Origin of the sequence: Hydrocoleum sp. CS-953, from assembly GCF_002260545.1 — a bacterium.
Taxonomy (GTDB): domain Bacteria; phylum Cyanobacteriota; class Cyanobacteriia; order Cyanobacteriales; family Microcoleaceae; genus Trichodesmium.
Genome location: NZ_LGSU01000173.1, coordinates 1 through 2,340, shown reverse-complemented (window position 1 = coordinate 2,340; position 2,340 = coordinate 1). Strand labels below are relative to the sequence as shown.

Annotated in this window: 1 protein-coding gene and 1 pseudogene; one reads left to right on the top strand and one right to left on the bottom strand. The window is 36.6% G+C overall.

Annotation, left to right across the window (positions count from 1 at the left end; translation table 11 throughout):
* Nucleotides 1-968 (top strand): N-acetyl-gamma-glutamyl-phosphate reductase (gene argC, locus AFK68_RS01385; RefSeq protein ID WP_094671043.1); only part of this gene is annotated, 968 nt, incomplete at its 5' end.
* A gap of 396 nt (nt 969-1,364) precedes the next feature.
* On the opposite strand, the pseudogene AFK68_RS40840 reads toward argC, so the two are convergent.
* A pseudogene (locus tag AFK68_RS40840) lies at nt 1,365-2,036 on the bottom strand (carbonic anhydrase).
* Nucleotides 2,037-2,340: the final 304 nt, after the last annotated feature.

Genomic DNA, 2,340 nt, shown 5'->3' with positions numbered 1-2,340 from the left:
AAGTTGAAGTTGTGTACTTGGGAGGAGACAGCAGCGCAGGAAAACCTTTTTCCTCAATTTACCCTCACTTGGAAGATTCTGTAGACTTAATAGTAGAGCCAATTGAGTTGGACAAAATTGCCAGTAAATGTCAAGTAGTTTTCCTTTCCCTACCCAATGGTTTAGCCTGGAAAATGGCACCTACTTTATTAGAAAAAGGATGTAAAGTATTAGACCTATCTGCTGACTATCGGTTTGCTAATCTTGAGACTTATCAATCTTGGTATGGTGGGGAACGGACGGACAAAAATATAGCTGCTACTGCTGTCTATGGTTTACCAGAATTGTATCGCGATCGCATAGCCAATGCTCAACTTATCGGTTGTCCTGGTTGCTATGTTACTGCTAGTCTCTTAGCACTTGCTCCACTATTTAAACAGGGTTTGATAGTACCAGAAACTGCAATTATTGATGCTAAGTCAGGTACATCGGGAGGTGGACGAAAAGCAGCTATTAATCTTTTACTAGCTGAAGCTGATAATTCTATTGGTGCTTATGGAGTAGCTAGTCACCGACACACCCCAGAAATTGAACAAATTTGTAGTAACTTAGCTGGTTATGATGTGAAAGTCCAATTTACTCCCCATCTTATGCCAATGGTACGGGGGATATTAGCGACAGTCTACGGTACCCTCCGAGATCCAGGGTTAGTACGAGAAGACTTATTGACTATTTATAATGCTTTTTATCGTAATTGTCCTTGGGTGAAAATATTACCCAGTGGCACTTATCCTCAGACTAAATGGGTTTGTGGCACTAATCTCTGTTATCTTGGTATTGAAGTCGATCACCGGACGGATAGAGTTATTATCATGTCAGTTATTGATAATCTGATCAAAGGTCAAGCTGGACAAGGAGTTCAGTGTATGAACTTGATGATGGGTTGGGAAGAAACTTTAGGGTTGCCCCAGTTGAGCTTTTATCCTTGATGGTATAGTTTTTTTGGTTTATGTGTATCTGCACCCAGATATGTTTCTGGCAATTGGTTAGTTAGTTTTTAGAGGCTTATGAATGGGTTTTTGAGATTTTTTCTGGTCATAATAACCTCTTAGAATTTTTCCATTTTGTCAAGTAATATCATGTCCGGTAGCATCGTTATTGTATAGAGAAGATAAGGAAGAAAAAAGAAGTTGCAAGAGAAGAAAAAACCTGACGTAAGGTAGATATTTCCCTAACTTTTACACAAACGATACCAACGGACATGATATGAGTGTAACGTCGGGAGGATGTTAATTAAACCCATCCTTAAGGATGGGATATTATTGCTAAGAGCTGACTGGTCATAGCTGTTAGCTCCGTATTCCGCAGGAAATACTTACCCTTTTTTAACTTATTAAATAAACTTTTCCCTCGTCTAAATCATAATAACCACCCACAACTTTTAATTTATTTTCTTGCACTAACTGGCTAATTACTGGAGAAGAATTTAGGATTTTTATTTGTTGAAATACATTAGCTTTCACAGCATTTTCTACAGGGTTTCCAGGTTTACCTTTAGCACCTTCTACAGCAGGTTTAATTGCAGCAATTATACTACCAATTTGACCAGGAACAGGTTTTCCAGCCATTGCTGCTTTGACTGCCCCACAATTTTCATATCCTAATACCATTAATATCATGTCCGGTTGAACAGTGATAAATAAATAACTGGGGACGAGTCAGGAGTCAGAATAAAAGAAGGAAGAAGGAAGAAGGAAGAAGAAGAAAGTTTTTTTATAACTAATTATCCGGACATGATATAACACTTTTGAACCTAACACCAAAGTGCCAAATTCTATACTACCAATTTCTTCGGTATTAGCAATATTTCCAGCGTCTCTAAGAACAAATAAACCTCCTAAACCTCTATCAAAAATTATCTCAACAGGTACACGATAATCTGCACAATAAACAATACTAGCAAAGGGTTTTTGACCAGTAGCAACTTCTGTTAATCTGGCAATACTTGTATTATAATTTGTACGTTTATTTTCCACAAATATTTTATTTCCTGCCATTAATATTTCCAAAATTTCATCTGGAGACATTTCTGGAGAAACTTGAATTTTGGCAGGTATTGTTGGTGTTTATTCTGGTTGCTGAACATTTTATTTTTGACAGCTAACAGCTAAAGTTGTTGCTCCTGTTGCTAGAGCAAATTTGCCATAATTTAGTATTTTTCTGCGGGAAATGTTACTACTAAAGTTTTCTGGATTTGTACTCATTAGAGTTTTCCTTAATAACTTATATTTTGATGTTTGCAGTCTAGATTATAGCATTTATCAAATTAATCCAGTACAGTTGTTTTTATTCTTTTATAGA